The sequence below is a fragment of the Bradyrhizobium vignae genome (assembly GCF_900324035.1).
Classification (GTDB): Bacteria; Pseudomonadota; Alphaproteobacteria; order Rhizobiales; family Xanthobacteraceae; genus Bradyrhizobium; species Bradyrhizobium vignae.
Genome location: NZ_LS398110.1, coordinates 24,164 through 38,836, shown reverse-complemented (window position 1 = coordinate 38,836; position 14,673 = coordinate 24,164). Strand labels below are relative to the sequence as shown.

The 14,673-nt window shown below is 65.5% G+C and carries 15 protein-coding genes; 2 read left to right on the top strand and 13 right to left on the bottom strand.

Going from position 1 to position 14,673, the window contains the following annotated elements; translation table 11 throughout:
- Positions 1 to 205: 205 nt before the first annotated feature.
- The 13 genes from lnt to murJ all read right to left on the bottom strand — a co-directional run bounded on the left by lnt (position 206) and on the right by murJ (position 12,688).
- Positions 206 to 1,819 (bottom strand): apolipoprotein N-acyltransferase, encoded by a 1,614-nt coding sequence (gene lnt, locus BRAD3257_RS00175; RefSeq protein WP_122400134.1) that lies wholly within the window; start codon positions 1,817 to 1,819, stop codon positions 206 to 208.
- Positions 1,816 to 2,934: a hemolysin family protein gene (locus BRAD3257_RS00170; protein WP_162500040.1), complete on the bottom strand. Its 1,119-nt coding sequence runs from the start codon at positions 2,932 to 2,934 to the stop codon at positions 1,816 to 1,818. The genes lnt and BRAD3257_RS00170 overlap by 4 nt, the downstream gene beginning before the upstream one ends.
- A gap of 1 nt (position 2,935) precedes the next feature.
- Positions 2,936 to 3,445 (bottom strand): rRNA maturation RNase YbeY, encoded by a 510-nt coding sequence (gene ybeY / locus BRAD3257_RS00165; RefSeq protein WP_122400132.1) that lies wholly within the window; start codon positions 3,443 to 3,445, stop codon positions 2,936 to 2,938.
- Positions 3,446 to 3,503: 58 nt separating this feature from the next.
- Positions 3,504 to 4,499 (bottom strand): PhoH family protein, encoded by a 996-nt coding sequence (locus BRAD3257_RS00160; protein WP_122400131.1) that lies wholly within the window; start codon positions 4,497 to 4,499, stop codon positions 3,504 to 3,506.
- Positions 4,500 to 4,563: 64 nt separating this feature from the next.
- On the bottom strand, positions 4,564 to 5,958 hold the full coding sequence (gene miaB / locus BRAD3257_RS00155; protein ID WP_122400130.1) for a tRNA (N6-isopentenyl adenosine(37)-C2)-methylthiotransferase MiaB: 1,395 nt from the start codon (positions 5,956 to 5,958) through the stop codon (positions 4,564 to 4,566).
- Positions 5,959 to 6,150: 192 nt separating this feature from the next.
- On the bottom strand, positions 6,151 to 6,831 hold the full coding sequence (locus tag BRAD3257_RS00150) for an HAD family hydrolase (RefSeq protein ID WP_122400129.1): 681 nt from the start codon (positions 6,829 to 6,831) through the stop codon (positions 6,151 to 6,153).
- Positions 6,832 to 6,835: 4 nt separating this feature from the next.
- A complete protein-coding gene (locus BRAD3257_RS00145) occupies positions 6,836 to 7,291 on the bottom strand; it encodes a Fur family transcriptional regulator (protein ID WP_027572387.1) in 456 nt (151 codons plus the stop codon).
- Positions 7,292 to 7,328: 37 nt separating this feature from the next.
- Entirely contained in the window at positions 7,329 to 7,814 is a 486-nt protein-coding gene (rimI, locus tag BRAD3257_RS00140) for a ribosomal protein S18-alanine N-acetyltransferase (RefSeq protein WP_122400128.1), read from the bottom strand.
- Positions 7,811 to 8,503 carry a tRNA (adenosine(37)-N6)-threonylcarbamoyltransferase complex dimerization subunit type 1 TsaB gene (tsaB, locus tag BRAD3257_RS00135; protein ID WP_122400127.1) on the bottom strand — a complete coding sequence of 231 codons (693 nt, stop codon included), beginning with the start codon at positions 8,501 to 8,503 and terminating at the stop codon, positions 7,811 to 7,813. Before tsaB ends, rimI begins: the two co-directional genes overlap by 4 nt.
- Before the next feature lie 157 nt (positions 8,504 to 8,660).
- Positions 8,661 to 9,230, bottom strand: coding sequence for a NifU family protein (locus BRAD3257_RS00130; protein ID WP_122400126.1), 570 nt, complete (start codon positions 9,228 to 9,230; stop codon positions 8,661 to 8,663).
- 182 nt (positions 9,231 to 9,412) lie between these two features.
- A complete protein-coding gene (locus BRAD3257_RS00125; protein ID WP_122400125.1) occupies positions 9,413 to 9,907 on the bottom strand; it encodes a universal stress protein in 495 nt (164 codons plus the stop codon).
- An 82-nt stretch (positions 9,908 to 9,989) separates the two neighbouring features.
- Positions 9,990 to 11,042 carry a tryptophan--tRNA ligase gene (trpS, locus tag BRAD3257_RS00120; protein ID WP_122400124.1) on the bottom strand — a complete coding sequence of 351 codons (1,053 nt, stop codon included), beginning with the start codon at positions 11,040 to 11,042 and terminating at the stop codon, positions 9,990 to 9,992.
- Between the two features lie 110 nt (positions 11,043 to 11,152).
- Positions 11,153 to 12,688: a murein biosynthesis integral membrane protein MurJ gene (murJ, locus tag BRAD3257_RS00115; protein ID WP_122400123.1), complete on the bottom strand. Its 1,536-nt coding sequence runs from the start codon at positions 12,686 to 12,688 to the stop codon at positions 11,153 to 11,155.
- Positions 12,689 to 12,814: 126 nt separating this feature from the next.
- On the opposite strand from murJ, the gene BRAD3257_RS00110 reads away from it, so the two are divergent.
- Both BRAD3257_RS00110 and BRAD3257_RS00105 read left to right on the top strand, forming a co-directional pair.
- The gene (locus BRAD3257_RS00110) at positions 12,815 to 13,816 is read left to right on the top strand and encodes an adenosine kinase (RefSeq protein ID WP_122400122.1); all 1,002 of its coding nucleotides are present in this window, start codon (positions 12,815 to 12,817) and stop codon (positions 13,814 to 13,816) included.
- A gap of 494 nt (positions 13,817 to 14,310) precedes the next feature.
- Positions 14,311 to 14,631 (top strand): hypothetical protein, encoded by a 321-nt coding sequence (locus BRAD3257_RS00105; RefSeq protein ID WP_122400121.1) that lies wholly within the window; start codon positions 14,311 to 14,313, stop codon positions 14,629 to 14,631.
- Positions 14,632 to 14,673 lie beyond the last annotated feature (42 nt).

Here is a 14,673-nt window from a genome sequence, read left to right as displayed (position 1 = left end):
TCCAAACATCACCTTCGGCGCAATCATCACGCCTGCCTCGGGTGCAAACTCGTCAAAATCGAACCCTGTTATTGGGAAACATTGCGGAGAAATTTAGCAATGCGCCGCTGTCTTTCGCAGCCGGTGCAGAATGGGGAGCCCGCGTGCAGTCTGTCAACCGTGGGACTACGGTTGTCAAAGGATTCTGGCCGCGGCGGCGGCGCGATCAGGGCTGACGCTTGCCGACGCGTCGGCGGACCGCCAGGAGCACGGCCACCGCGACGAGCAAGGCTGCGGGCGCATCACCCACCCGTGCATAGACGGTCGGTGGAATCGCGGCCGGCAGGTTCGCGTCCAAAATGCCTTCGATGCCGAGACCGAGGCTCGCGACCATGCGCCCGACCGGATCGATCACTGCGGAGACTCCGGTATTGGCGGAGCGGACCAGTGGCAATCCGAGCTCGATCGCGCGCATCCGCGACTGCTCCAGGTGCTGATGGGGGCCGGTCGAGATGCCGAACCAGCCGTCGTTGGTGAGGTTCACGATCCAGCCCGGACGTTCATTGCGTCCAGCCACTTCGCCGGGAAAGATGGCTTCGTAGCAGATCAGCGGCAGCGCAGGCGGCGCGCTGGGCACCGTCAGTGCATGCCGCACGGTGCCGGGAATGAAGCCGCCGCGCACACGCGTCAGTTGCTCGAAACCGAGCTTCTCCATCAGCGCCTGGTAGGGGAGAAATTCTCCGAACGGGACCAGATGCAGCTTGTCGTACACTGCGAGCACGCTGCCGTCGTGATCGATCACGTAGATCGAGTTATAGGCGCGCGTGATCGGCGTGCCCCGCGGCAGGTCGGGCGCGCGGACCGATCCCGTGATCAGCACGGTGCCCTTCGGCAGCAGGTCCGCGATTTGCGCCATCGCGTCGGCTTCGCGGGTCAGGAAGAACGGAAAGGCGGATTCCGGCCAGATCAGGATGGTGGCATCGCGCACGCCGGTTGATTGCGGGCCGGAGGCGCGGTCCGACAGTGCGAGATACGTCTTCATCACCTCCGCCTTGGCGGCGTAGTTGAATTTCGCGTCCTGCTGCAGGTTCGGCTGCATCAGGCGCAGCTTGGCGCCGGACACCATCGTGGTCGGATGCAGCGACAGGCGGATTGCGCCGAAGATGCCCATGGCCACCAGAAGCGCGACGGCGGCCGCCGGCACGCGCCATTGCAGGCGGCGATCGGCCGTGCGGTCGATCAGCGTCGCTGGGCTTGCGAAGATCGCAACCGTCAGGAACGTCATGCCCCACAGGCCGATCAGCGAGGCCGTCTGCGCCAGCGGCAGTGGCTCGGAGAGCGCATAGCCGAACGCGTTCCAGGGAAAGCCGGTCAGCGCATGACCGCGCAGCCATTCGCTGATGGTGAGGCTCGCCGCGAGCGCAAGCACGCGCGTGGCGTTCTTGGTCCACAGCAGGCGCGCCACCGCAAAGCCGATCGCCGTGAAGATCGACAGATAGGCCGGCAGGCCCAGCACGGCGAACGGCGTCAGCCAGGCGAACATGTCGGCGTCGACGAAGAAGGCGTAGCCGATCCAGTAGAGGCCGGGCACGAAATAGCCGAGCCCGAACCAGTAGCCGGTCAACGCGGCGGTGGGGACGCCGCCATAGCGTCCGCCGCCGGCGCCGTCGATCAGCCATACCAGCACCGGGAAGGTGACGAACAGCACCGGGAAGAGATTGAACGGCGCCAGCGCCAGCACCGACAGTGCCCCGGCCGCCATGGCGATGACGGCGCGCTGCCATCCCCAGGTGAGGATGATGGCGAGCGCAATCTGCCGAAGTCGCTGCGATGGACTCACTGCGGGCCGGCCCCGTCGCTCGGGGGCGGCGTGGGTGTGTCGCTGGCCGGCGGTTGTCCGCTCTCGGGCGTGGCTTCACGGCGCCGGCTCTCGCGCTGGGTGCGCGGCGCCGGACGCTCCTTCCGCGTCGAGATGCGCAGCCGCTTGACACGGCGCGGATCGGCATCGAGCACCTCGACCTCGTAGGTGCCGGGACCCGAGATCACCTCGCCGCGCACCGGCAGGCGTCCGACGAAGCTCACGAGATAGCCGCCCAGCGTCTCCACCTCCTCGCCGGCCTCGCCGGTGACGAAGTCTTCGCCGATCACCGAGCGGACGTCGTCGAGGCTGGCGCGGGCATCGGCGATGAAGGCGTTGTCGGGCAGGCGCACGATCGAAGGCGGCTCGTCGCTGTCGTGCTCGTCGTCGATCTCGCCGACGATCTGCTCGACGATGTCCTCGATCGAGACCAGCCCGTCGCTGCCGCCATATTCGTCGACCACCAGCGCCAGATGGATGCGCGAGGCCTGCATCTGCGCGAGCAGGTCGATCGCCCGCATCGAGGGCGGCACGTAGAGCAGCTTGCGGATGATGTGCGCGTCATGAAGCGGCAGCGCGAGATCGACGGTGCGCAAGTCGAGCCCGGCCGGCAGCGGCTTCTTGCGCTTGGTCTTGGTGGCTTCCGGCACGCGGGCGCGTGCGGTCATGAAAGCGAGCAGGTCGCGGATGTGGACGATGCCGACGGGATCGTCGAGCGTCTCGTTGAAGACCACGAGGCGGGAATGGCCGGCGCTCTCGAAGCGGTCCATCAATTCCCCGAGCGGGATGTCGCGCTTCACTGCGACGATGTCGGCGCGATGCACCATGACGTCGGCGATACGACGCTCGTGCAGGCCGAGGATGTTGCGCAGCATGGTGCGCTCGACGGCCGAGAAGCCGGTGTCGTCGGGTGTCGTCGCGTCCAGCACGACCTGCAGGTCATCGCGGACCGATCCCGCCTTCCAGCCGAACAGCGTCCGGATGGCGCGCAGCAGCCAGTTGTCCGCCGTCGGGCGCATCACCTCGCCTTGCGTCACCACGGCCGGCAAATTGGCGGTGTTGCGCGGATTGTCTTGGATCGGATCGGAATCCGGCATCTCAATGCGTCCCCGGGCGGTCTGCATAGGGATCGGGTATGCCGAGATGAGCTAGGATCTCACGTTCGAGCGCTTCCATCTCCTCGGCGTCGCCGTCGTTCTCATGGTCGTAACCGATCAGGTGCAGGAATCCATGCACGGCGAGATGGCTCAAATGATGGTCGAACGGCTTTTCTTCCTCGTCCGCCTCGCGCCGCGTGGTCTCATAGGCGATGGCGATGTCGCCGAGCATGCGCGGCGCATCGCCCGGTTTCCATTCGCCTTCCGGCTGGAGCGCGGGGAACGAGAGCACGTTGGTGGGCTTGTCGATACCGCGCCAGTTGCTGTTGAGGGCACGGATGCCGGCGTCATCGGTCAGCATCACAGCCACTTCGGCGTCGGCAACGTCGTCTTCGACGCTCTCGGCGGCGGCCGCCATGGCGCGCTGGATCACCGCTTCGGAATCAGGCTCGCGCTGCCAGCAATCGGCGACGACGAGGACCTCGGTCATGGGAAGATTGGGATGGGACATTGTGCTGTCTGGGACGAAAGGCGCCGTGTTCGCGCCCTTTGGGTCCGGTGTTGCCTCGTCAGGATTGACCGCTGGCCGGCCGCTGCGGCGGCCCTTCGTAGGCGGCGACGATCCGCGCCACCAGTTCGTGGCGGATCACGTCCTCGGCCTTGAAATGAACCTGGGCAATTCCCTCGACGCCGTTCAAGAGGCGGGTCGCCTCGGCCAGGCCCGAGGTCTGGCCGTTGGGCAGGTCGATCTGCGAGGGATCGCCTGTCACGATCATGCGGCTGTTCTCGCCGAGACGCGTCAGGAACATCTTCATCTGCATCGACGTGGTGTTCTGGGCCTCGTCCAGGATGATGGCGGCATTGGTCAGCGTGCGGCCGCGCATGAAAGCGAGCGGCGCGATCTCGATCTCTCCGGTCTGCAGCGCGCGCTCGACGATGCGCGCATCCATGAGATCGTAGAGCGCATCATAGATCGGCCGCAGATAAGGATCGACCTTCTCGCGGAGATCGCCGGGCAGGAAGCCGAGCCGCTCGCCGGCTTCCACCGCCGGACGCGACAGGATGATGCGATCGACCTCCTTGCGCTCGAACAGCTGCGCGGCATGGGCGACGGCGAGCCAGGTCTTGCCGGTGCCGGCGGGACCAATGCCGAACACCAGCTCATGCCGCTTCAGCGCGCGGATGTAGGAGTCCTGTGCAGCCGTGCGCGCACGCACCGGGCGTTTGCGCAGATTGATGCTGTCGAACGTCGATTTGGCCGATTTGGCGTCGAACTCGAACAGTGAGCCCTGCGCGATCACGGCGCGGATTGCGCCTTCGACCTCGCCCTGGTCGAGATCCTGCCCCTTCACCGCTTGCGTGTAGAGCATCTCCAGCACGCGGCGCGCGGCGTCGCAGCCGTCGCGGGTGCCGCCGATGGTGATGTGGTTGCCCTTGGAATCGACGATCACGCCCAGCCGCCGCTCGATCTGCGCCAGATGCTGGCCGTACGGGCCGACCAGCGCGGAAGCGGCGCGGTTGTCGTCGAAATCGATGACGACCTGGGTTTCGGGCGGAACTTGCATGTCGCGGTCAAATTTGCGGCTGGGAGCGAACGAAGACGAATCCGATGCGCTTTTTGGCAAGGGTTCAGGCTCCAGTGGCTTGCGATAAAGCGGGCTCGCGCGCGCCATGCGGCGTCATGAGCTCACCGAGAAAGCTGTAGCGCTCGAGGCTGTCGATCCGCACCGGCAGGATTTGTCCGATGATGTCGATTGATGCCATCACATGGGCGGGCTGCAGGTAGGCGGTGCGGCCCACGATCTGGCCTTCCTTGCGCGCCGGACGCTCGAACAGCACGTCGACCGTTGAGCCAATCGCGGCCTTGTTGAAGGCCGATTGCTGGCTGTCGATCAGTTCCTGGAGCCGCTCCAATCGCTGGTCCATCTCGGCGGGGGACACCGTCTCCTGCATGTCCGCGGCCGGCGTTCCCGGCCGGGCGGAGTATTTGAACGAATAGGCCGCAGCGTAGCCGATTTGCGTGACAAGCGCGAGAGTGGCGCGAAAATCTTGCTCGCTCTCGCCAGGGAAGCCGACGATGAAATCCGATGAAAAAGCAATGTCTTGGCGTGCACTGCGGAAACGGTCGATGACGCGGCGGTAATCATCGGCGGTATGTTTGCGGTTCATGGCTGCCAGAATCCGGTCCGAGCCCGATTGCACCGGCAGGTGCACGAACGGCATCAGGGCACCGAGATCGCGATGGGCCGCAATCAGGCTGTCGTCGACGTCGCGGGGATGGCTGGTCGAATAGCGCAGCCGCGCGATGCCGGGAATCGCCGCCATATGTTCGAGCAACCGGCCGAGCGGCCAGATTTTTCCGTCCGGCCCTTCGCCGTGATAGGCGTTGACGTTCTGCCCGATCAAGGTGAGCTCGCGCACGCCGTTGTCGGCGAGCCGCTTCACGTCCTCGACGATCTTCGCTACGGGGCGGGAGACTTCCGCGCCGCGCGTGTAGGGCACGACGCAGAAGGTGCAGAACTTGTCGCAGCCTTCCTGCACCGTGACGAAGGCGGAAATGCCGCGCGCGCGGATCGCATCGGGCTTCGGCTGGGCCAGGAAGCCGAACTTGTCGGCCGCGGGAAACTCGGTCTCGATCGCACGGCCCTCGTCGCCGGCGCGCTTCAAGAGCTCCGGCAGATGATGGTAGCTCTGCGGTCCCACCACGACGTCGACGACAGGCGCCCGGCGCACGATCTCCTCGCCCTCGGCCTGCGCCACGCAGCCCGCGACCGCGATCTGCATCGTCCGGCCCCCACGCGCGGCCTCGTCCTTGGCGAGGCGCAGCCGACCGAGCTCGGAATAGACTTTTTCCGAGGCCTTCTCGCGGATATGGCAGGTGTTGAGGATGACGAGGTCGGCATCCTCTGCGCTCGCCGTCTCCACGAATCCTTCCGGCGCCAGCGTATCCACCATGCGCTGGGCATCGTAGACGTTCATCTGGCATCCATATGATTTGATGTGCAGCTTGCGCGGCGGCGACATGGAACCCGAAATTGAGGTGGAGGACGGCCCTCAGATATAGGCTGGAGAGGCGGAAATCCAGCGAATGCGGGCTTTTAGGTCGTCATTCCGGGGCGCAGCACAGTCGCGAACCCGGAATCCCGCGCCAAAACCTCCGGATTCCGGGTTCACGCGCGTCGCGCGTGCCCCGGAATGACGGCAAGACGACAACAATCAGCCCGCCAGGACGTCCGTCTCGACCCGCCGGACCAGCTCCGGCAGCTGGTGCATGTCGGCAAAGAGCAGGTCGGCGCCGGCCTCGCGCAACGTCTCGGCGTAGCCGTCGCGGCAATGGCTGCCCCCGTAGAAGCCGAATACGGCCATGCCGGCCGCCCGGGCGCCGGCGATGCCGGCCAGACTGTCCTCGATCACGACGCAGCGCTCGGGCGGCACGCCCATTTCGCTCGCCGCGAACAGGAACAGGTCCGGCGCCGGCTTGCCGTTCTTCACCTGCGAGGCCGAGAAGATATTCGGCGCCAGGCGTTCGTAGAGACCGGTGCTTCCCAGGCTCACGCGCATGCGCTCATGCGAGCCGCTCGAGGCGACGCAGACGCGCTGGGTGACGACATCGAGCACATCATGGATGCCGCGGATCGCTTCGAGGTCGGCCTCGAACGAGCGGAACAGCTCGTCCTGAAGATCGCCGTGATAGGCCTCGGGCAGCTTGCGGCCGAGTTCGGTCTCGATCTCGAGATTGGCCTGGCGCGTCGAGCGGCCGAGAAAGCGCTCGAACACCTGATCCGATGTGATCGGGTAGCCGTGGCGCGTCAGCACATCCGCATGCGCGCGACAGGAGATCACCTCGCTGTCCACGAGCACGCCGTCGCAGTCGAAGATGATGAGGTCGATGGGCACTAAATCAATTCGTCGGCTTGTCGTCGTCGAGCGGGACGCAATAGAGCTCGAGCCGGTGATCGACGAGCTTGTAGCCGAGCTTGCGGGCGATCTCCGCCTGAAGCTTCTCGATCTCGTCGGAGGTGAACTCGATCACCTTGCCGTCGCGCAGATTGATGAGATGGTCGTGATGGCTGTCGCGCATCTGCTCGTAGCGCGCGCGGCCCTCGCGGAAATCGTGACGCTCGATGATGCCGGCATCCTCGAACAGTTTCACGGTGCGATAGACGGTCGAGATCGAGATCTTGTCGTCGACCGCAACGCAGCGCCGGTACAGTTCCTCGACATCGGGATGATCGATCGCTTCCGCGAGCACGCGGGCGATGACGCGGCGTTGCTCGGTCATGCGCATACCCGTGGCGGCACAGCGCGACTCGATATCGGACGCCTTGGATGCAGAGGAGGATTTCAGTGTGGTCATAGCGTTGTCTGCCTGGCGGGGCTTTCTGTCACCAATGTTACGACAAGTCACGTCGCATCAGAAGGGCGTTCAATTGTTCCCCGTCAGGCTGCTTATAGTAGCGATCGCGGCGTCCGACCACCACGAATCCGCATCCGGCGTAGAGCCGCCGCGCCGGCTGGTTATTTTCCTCGACTTCGAGAAATATTGTGCGCACGCCGCGCCCGGCGAGGTGGCCGAGATGGGTCATCAGCAGCGTGCGGGAGAGACCGCGGCCGCGATAGGCCCCGTCCACCGCAATCGAGAGGATTTCCGCTTCGTCCGCGCCGATCCGCGACACCGCAAAGCCGATCGTCTTGCGGCCGAGACGCAAGCGATGCACCAGCGTGTTGCGCTCGCTGATCATGCTCTCGAACTCGCCTTCGCCCCAGCCGCGCGCGAAGGAGGCGCCGTGCAGCTGCGCCAGCCGTGCGGCATCGTGCATGGAAGCCGGCTCGACGGCGGCCGTGCCGCCGCGCCACCATTCCGACAGCCATCTCATCACGAGCTCGCGGCTTGGGCGAGCGGCGGAGTTGCGGCCGGCTTTGCGTCGGGCGCCTTCAGATAGAACGGCCGCGCCGGGTTCGTCTCGGGATCGGCTGCGGCTCCGAGCCATGCGACCCAGCCGATGTCGGGCGCGGGCTGCGCGTCGACCGCAACAGGTTGCGGTCCATCCTTCGGCCAGCGATCGGCGAGGATCTTGGCGGCATTGCCGACCAGATGCGGCGCACCGAATTGCGAGGCCGCGATCGCCTCGTCGATGGACGCGACGCCCGGCCGTACCAGCTGGCTGCCGTCGCCGGCGACGATCTGGAAATAGACGTGATCGTGCCGTGCATCGATTGCAGAGATCACGGGTGCCGACTTGCGCTGGCAGACGACGGCGGCCGCATAGGCCGACAATGTCGTCGACCCCACGGCCGGCTTGCCGGCTGCGAGCGCAAGGCCGCGCGCCGCGGAAATGCCGACGCGCAAGCCGGTGAAGCTGCCGGGGCCGACGGTGACCGCGATGCGGTCGATCGAGGTGAAAGCGAGATCGGCGGATTGCATTACGCGCGCGATCACCGGCATCAGCGCCTCGGCATGGCCGCGCTTCATGAGCAGCGATTCCTGCGCGAGCAGCTGGCCGGCCTCGGTGTCGAGCACGGCGGCCGCGCACGCTTCCAGCGCAGTATCGATGGCAAGGATCAGCATGGCCTGATCATAGCATTGCCGATCGGATGATGCCCAAGCTTCTTGCCGTCATGGCCGGGCTTGACCCGGCCATCCACGACTTTGCAGCCTCAAAAACGTGGATGCCCGGGACAAGCCCGGGCATGACGGAGAAAAATCGGTGCGCAGACCGCGCAATTCACATCGGCCGGACTTCGACCACGTCGGGCACGAAGTGCTTGAGCAGGTTCTGGATGCCGTGCTGGAGCGTCGCGGTCGATGATGGGCAGCCGGAGCAGGCGCCCTTCATGTTGAGATAGACGATGCCGTCCTTGAAGCCGCGGAAGGTGATGTCGCCGCCGTCATTGGCGACCGCCGGCCGCACCCGGGTCTCGATCAGGTCCTTGATCATGTCGACCGTCTCGGCATCGGCCTCGTCGAAGAACTCGTCCTCGTCGTCGAGATCGACGTCGCTCGTGGCCGTGCCGTCGGCAAGCAGCGGCGCGCCGGACATGTAGTGCTCCATGATGGCACCCAGGATCGCGGGCTTGAGCTGCTGCCATTCACCGCTCGCCTTGGTCACGGTGATGAAGTCCGATCCGTAGAACACGCCGGTGACGCCGGGTACGTCGAACAGCTTTTCGGCGAGCGGCGAACGGCCGGCGGCTTCGCGGCTCGAAAACTCCACCGGGGTGCCCTCGACCACGACGCGGCCCGGAATGAATTTCAGCGTGGCGGGATTGGGGGTGGCTTCGGTTTGAATGAACATGGTTTTCTCCAGACGTCGCCGGTTCAAGGCCGGCGCGTGCTCTATCCCTAGCAGATGGCAACGGCGAACGCACGATCAAGGGGGTTGGAGTGCATTTCCTTATTAGATCAGTAGGTTAGGCTTCTCCTTCCCTTCTCGCCGCTGGCACCCGCTTGCGGGGAGAGGCGAAAGGCGCACACCGGCTACGACAGCGAATCCACGCTTTGGTCGCTTAGCGCGCCCGAGATGATCGTCACCGGCACGGGAAACGTGCCCAGCTCATGCGCGAGCAGCGTGACCAGAGGTCCGGGACCCTCGGCGCCGGGATTGGCGGCCAGCACCAGCACGGCGATGTCAGGATCCTCATCGATCACCGCGAGCAGTTGTTCCATCGCGGCGCCTTCCCGAATCACCCGTTCCGGCGTGATCGCGGCGATGCCGTTGGCTCTCCCGGCGGCACGGTCGAGCGCGGCCTCCGCTGCCTCCTGCGCCTCGGCGCGCATGATATCGGCGACCCCCAGCCATTCCTGGCTCTGCGGTTCGGGCTTGATGATGCGCAGCATCACCACCCCGCCGCCGGCGCGGATCGCCCAGCGGCTGGCGTAATAGACCGCGCGATCCCATTCGGCGCTGTCGTCGACGACGACGAGGCATTTGGGCTTGTGACCCGGCTCGTAGCAAAGTCGCTTGCTGGTCATGCATGTCCCGGCGTGCGCATGGCCGCATGCTGCCACACTCCCTCCCGCTTGGGGAGAGGAAGCGCGGCCGGCACCTCGGCGCCTAGCGCCGGCGGATGAAGCCGACGATGTCCTTGGAGAGCTTCATCGTCTCGTCGGCGATCGCGCGCGCGCGGTCGGACCCCTCGTTCAGAATCGCGTCGATATGGCCGGGGTCGGCGACGAGGCGCTTCATCTCGCCGGCGATCGGCGCGAGCTTGGTGACGCACAGCTCCGCCAGCGCGTTCTTGAAGCTGGAGAACTGGCCGCCGCCGAAATCCCTGAGCACGTCGGCCTTGGAGCGGCCGGAGAGCGCGGCGAAGATGCCGACGAGATTGTCGGCTTCGGGGCGCGCTTCCAGGCCCTTTTCCTCCGTCGGCAGCGGCTCCGGATCGGTCTTCGCCTTGCGGATCTTCTGCGCGATGGTGTCGGCATCGTCAGTCAAGTTGATGCGCGAATTGTCCGAGGCATCCGACTTGGACATCTTCTTGGTGCCGTCGCGCAGGCTCATCACGCGCGTCGCCGGGCCCGTGATCAACGGTTCCGGCAGCGGGAAGAACAGGCCGTCATTGTGTCCCTGCGCGCGAATGGAATCGCCGAAATCGTTGTTGAACTTCTGCGCGATATCGCGCGAGAGCTCGAGATGCTGCTTCTGGTCCTCGCCGACCGGAACGTGGGTCGCGCGATACAGCAGGATGTCGGCCGCCATCAGCACGGGATAATCGAACAGCCCGACGGAGGCATTCTCGCGATCCTTGCCGGCCTTCTCCTTGAACTGGGTCATGCGGCCGAGCCAGCCCATGCGCGCGACGCAGTTGAAGATCCAGGCGAGCTCGGCATGGCCCGAGACCTGGCTCTGGTTGAACACGATGTGCTTCTTGGGATCGATGCCGGCCGCGATGAACGCCGCTGTGACCTCGCGGGTGTTGCGCGTGAGCTCGGCCGGTCCGCCCCAGACGTCGACGCCTTGCGTGATCGCGTGCATGTCGACGACGCAATAGATGCAGTTGTGGGTTTCCTGCATCTTCACGAAGTTGACGATCGCGCCGAGATAATTGCCGAGATGCAGATTGCCCGTCGGCTGGACGCCCGAAAAGACCCGTTCAACGAATGGCATGGTCAGCTTTCCTGGAAGACACGGCCGTCGTTTCCAACAGCGGCGCTCCCCCGTCAAGGGCAATTCCACCTCTCCCATCGGGAGAGGTGAAGAGGCCGGCGCCGAGCGCTCTAACGACCCGGTCGTTTCAAGGCGTTAACCGCTTCGCGCCAGGAGGCTGCGCCGAGGATTTGCAGCAGCAGGCCGTAGACGGCGATTCCGGCGGCGATCTGCACGCCCAGCGCGACGAATTTGATGACGCCATGGGTCTCGACAGGCACCAGACCCGTGGTCAGCCAGAGCAGGGCCCCCATGGCGATCGCGGCCAGCACGATCCGTGGCAATCGCGTGCGGGCGGCCGCATCGACCGAGAAGCCGAACTCGCTCGTGCCCTTCCGGAGCAGCGAAAGTGCGCTGCTCCAGGCGCCGGCCGCGATGCTCATCGCAATCCCGCTGGCGCCGAAGACATGGCCGAGCAGCAGCGCGAGCACCACAGCGACCACGAAACCTATCGCGGTTGCGAGCAGCGGCGTCATCGTGTCGCTGCGGGCATAGAACGCTGGCGATAGCGCCTTGATCAGCACATGCGCCGGCAGGCCCAGCGCCAGCCACATCAACGCATGCGCGGTGGCGGTGCTGTCCTCCGCGCCGAAGGCGCCATGCTCGAACAACAGCCGCACGATCGGCTCCGCCAGCATGATCAGGCCGAGCGTCGCCGGCAGCGCCAGCCCGGTCGCAAGCTCCAGCGCGCGTGATTCGGCATGCGCCACCGCGTCGCGATCGCCGCTACTCACGGAGCGCGTCAGCTCCGGCACCAGCACCGTGCCCATGGCGACGCCGACGATGCCGAGCGGCAGCTCGATCAAGCGGTTGGCGAAATAGAGCCAGGACACCGCGGACGGCGTCGCCGAGGCGATGATCGCGCCCGCGACCATCAGCCATTGCGGGCCCGAGCTTGCGATCATGCCGGGGATCGCCTTGGCGAAGAAGCCGCGCATCTCCTTGTCGAAACTGGCGCGCAGCGGCGTCGCAAGACGCGCGCTTCGCTGCGACAGCAGCATCAGGAGCTGCAGCAGGCCGGCGATGCCGACGGTGGCCGCCAGGATCCACGCAGCGAAACTGGCGTCAGCATGCCAGACGAGCAGCGCCGCGATCGCGGCGATCAGCGCGATGTTGAACAGCAGCGGTGAGAACGCCGTCAGCGCGAAGCGGCCCTGCGCATTGAGCAGCCCCATCAGCACAGTGACGGGACCGGCGAAGGCGAGATAAGGCAGCATCAGCCGCGCGTTCTCCACCGCGCGATCGAGCGTGCCGCTGCCAAGGAATCCCGGCGCGATGACCGCGATGATCACCGGCATCAGAAGCGCAATGACGATCGAGATCGCGATCAGAGCGGCGCTAACCGTGCCGAGCACGCGTCCGGCGAATGCCGATGCGGCCGCGGCCCCGTCGCGATCGCGGGCGCGCAGCCAGGCCGGGATCAGCGCCGCGTTCAGCGCGCCCTCGCTGAGCAGCCGGCGTACCACGTTGACGAGCTGAAATGCCGCCAGAAAGGCGTCCGCCACGGCGCCGGTGCCGAGCAGTGCCGCGATCAGGGAATCGCGGGCAAAACCCAGCAGCCGCGAGGCCAATGTTCCCGTCGACACGGTGAGGAAGGAGCGGATCATTGCCGTCGAGATTACCGTTGCTTGCCCGCCAAGGCCCGGTCGTGATAGGCCGCGAGCTCAGATTTTCAGGCCGACAGGAAGCGGATTTCCGCAGGGATCGCAATCCGCCAAACAGGATCAAGGTGAATGGCTGACGTGAAATATGACGTTCTCGGCATCGGCAACGCGCTCTTTGACGTGCTGGTCAGGACCGACGAGGCCTTTCTGGCCAAGCATGGCATGACCAAGGGCAGCATGTCGCTGATCGACGAGGCGCGTGCGGCGGCCATTTACAAGGACATGGGCCCGGCCACGGAAGTCTCGGGCGGATCTGCCGCTAATACCATCGTCGGCATCGCCAGTCTGGGGGCACGCGCCGCCTATGTCGGCAAGGTCAAGGACGATCAGATCGGCAATCTCTATGTGCACGACATCCGTGCCGCCGGCGTCGCCTTCAACACGCCCGCCGCCAAGGATGGCCCCGCCACCGGTTGCTCCTACATCCTGGTCACCGGCGACGGCGAGCGTACCATGAACACCTATCTCGGCGCGGCGCAGGACCTGTCGCCCGCCGACATCGACCCGGCCGAGATCGCCGGCGCCGCCATCGTCTATCTCGAAGGCTATCTCTGGGACCCCGAGAACGCCAAGGATGCGTTCGTCAAGGCGGCCAAGATCGCACATGATGCCAAGCGCAAGGTGGCGCTGACGCTGTCGGATTCGTTCTGCGTCGACCGCTATCGCGACGAATTTCTCTCGTTGATGCGCAACGGCACGGTCGACATCGTCTTCGCCAACGAGTCCGAGCTGCATTCGCTCTACATGACTTCGGATTTCGACACCGCGCTGAAGCAGCTGCGCAACGACGTCAATCTCGGCGTCGTCACCCGCAGCGAGAAGGGTTGCATGGTGGTGTCGTCGGAAGACGCCATCGCGGCGCCCGCCTCCCCGGTCGACAAGGTGGTCGACACCACCGGCGCTGGCGATCTTTTCGCTGCAGGCTTCCTGTACGGCCTGGCGCGCAATTTCGGCTACAAGCAGTGCGGCGAGCTCGGCGCGCTTGCCGCCGCCGAAGTGATCCAGCACATCGGCGCGCGTCCGCTTGTATCGCTGAAGGAGCTCGCGCAGCAGCGCGGGTTGACGGCTTAAGGCGCGGCTCGTTCCCCGTCATTGCGATGTGGATCGATGCTCGCGCTTCATGCTTGGTCGTCATGCCCGGCCTTGTCCCGGGCATCCACGTGCCACGTCTCGCGCCGCTAAGACTTGGATGGCCGGGACTGTGCTTGGCTTTGCATGGGGTTTCCTAGGGTTTGATTATTGTTGGAAGTGATCGATTGTCCTCCTGCATGCCCGGCGCGGCCAGCGCATCTATGGTCCTGCGCCGGTCGCGATGTCGTGACTTGACGGTCTTGGTCCCACGCAGGACGACAACGGGCTGAACGGTGATGCGCCCTCACAATCTGTGGTGGATTGCCGGAATTCGCTCTCACCTGAGACGGGCTGCAGGCGTATGTTTCGTGAGTTTTCGGACACCTGAAACATTTCGCGAGCTGCCGCGTTCAGCACCCGGTCCGATCCATGGGCCGATTAAGACTTGATGCAAAATGTTGCCGGCCGCAGATGGGCGGCGAGGGGGACCTCAGATGATTTCGACCTGGAGCGAATGGAAGCGCTATCCCCGTCCGGGGCGCGGCGAGAACCTGGAGGCGCCGATTTCGCCCGGCATTTACGAGGTCCGCATCGCCGGCACCGGCGCACTCTATTCCTTCGGCGCCGTCGACAATCTGGCGCAGGCGCTGGCGCTGCTGCCGGTCGGCTCAAAATCCTGGTTCGGCCGTCGGGATACCTCTCATGTGCCTGATCTCGAATACCGGACATGCGCGACCTCCACGAAGGCGGACGCCAAGGCCGCGGCCGAGCGCATGATCGGTCGCCGCGAGACCTATATCAGCGGCGCGGCCTGACTGCTTGCTCGATCGCGACGCCGCACCTCTCCCCGGTCTGAA

What these genes read in the sequence shown, in the direction of transcription:
- BRAD3257_RS00125 (WP_122400125.1), bottom strand. Translation starts at nt 9,907, where the DNA reads ATGACCAGCAAGCGACTTTGCTACGAGCCGGGTCACAAGCCCAAATGC.
- BRAD3257_RS00145 (WP_027572387.1), bottom strand. Translation starts at nt 7,291, where the DNA reads ATGACCACACTGAAATCCTCCTCTGCATCCAAGGCGTCCGATATCGAG.
- BRAD3257_RS00160 (WP_122400131.1), bottom strand. Translation starts at nt 4,499, where the DNA reads ATGCAAGTTCCGCCCGAAACCCAGGTCGTCATCGATTTCGACGACAAC.
- tsaB (WP_122400127.1), bottom strand. Translation starts at nt 8,503, where the DNA reads ATGCTGATCCTTGCCATCGATACTGCGCTGGAAGCGTGCGCGGCCGCC.
- miaB (WP_122400130.1), bottom strand. Translation starts at nt 5,958, where the DNA reads ATGTCGCCGCCGCGCAAGCTGCACATCAAATCATATGGATGCCAGATG.
- BRAD3257_RS00105 (WP_122400121.1), top strand. Translation starts at nt 14,311, where the DNA reads ATGATTTCGACCTGGAGCGAATGGAAGCGCTATCCCCGTCCGGGGCGC.
- BRAD3257_RS00130 (WP_122400126.1), bottom strand. Translation starts at nt 9,230, where the DNA reads ATGTTCATTCAAACCGAAGCCACCCCCAATCCCGCCACGCTGAAATTC.
- murJ (WP_122400123.1), bottom strand. Translation starts at nt 12,688, where the DNA reads ATGATCCGCTCCTTCCTCACCGTGTCGACGGGAACATTGGCCTCGCGG.
- ybeY (WP_122400132.1), bottom strand. Translation starts at nt 3,445, where the DNA reads ATGTCCCATCCCAATCTTCCCATGACCGAGGTCCTCGTCGTCGCCGAT.
- BRAD3257_RS00110 (WP_122400122.1), top strand. Translation starts at nt 12,815, where the DNA reads ATGGCTGACGTGAAATATGACGTTCTCGGCATCGGCAACGCGCTCTTT.
- trpS (WP_122400124.1), bottom strand. Translation starts at nt 11,042, where the DNA reads ATGCCATTCGTTGAACGGGTCTTTTCGGGCGTCCAGCCGACGGGCAAT.
- BRAD3257_RS00170 (WP_162500040.1), bottom strand. Translation starts at nt 2,934, where the DNA reads ATGCCGGATTCCGATCCGATCCAAGACAATCCGCGCAACACCGCCAAT.